The sequence below is a fragment of the Pseudomonas sp. SIMBA_041 genome, assembly GCF_046535095.1.
GTDB classification, from domain to species: domain Bacteria; phylum Pseudomonadota; class Gammaproteobacteria; order Pseudomonadales; family Pseudomonadaceae; genus Aquipseudomonas; species Aquipseudomonas mucoides.
Genome location: NZ_JAWRXJ010000643.1, coordinates 1 through 252, shown reverse-complemented (window position 1 = coordinate 252; position 252 = coordinate 1). Strand labels below are relative to the sequence as shown.

At 34.5% G+C, this 252-nt stretch carries 1 protein-coding gene; it reads right to left on the bottom strand.

The genetic code is table 11. The features are described from left to right. A partial coding sequence (locus SB725_RS32690; RefSeq protein ID WP_410923637.1) for a helix-turn-helix domain-containing protein occupies positions 1 to 252 on the bottom strand: 252 nt, incomplete at both ends.

Sequence of the window (252 nt, the reverse complement as noted above, 5' to 3'; positions counted from 1 at the left end):
AATAGACTCTGCCTCTGATGATTTTTACAACCTGTTCTTTTTGGAGCTTCTTTAAGATTCTGATAACGGTCTCAATTCTCAAACCTGTTAAAGAAGAAAGTTCTTTTCTGGTGTAAGGAACCCGATAAGAAAAAGGTTCATTGATATCATAGTCGTCTTTAAGATGATCAAGAACTGTAATCAATTGATGTGTTGCGTCTTCTAAAGTAAGGCTGTTTAAAAACACATAACTGTAGTAAGTTCTTTCAGCAC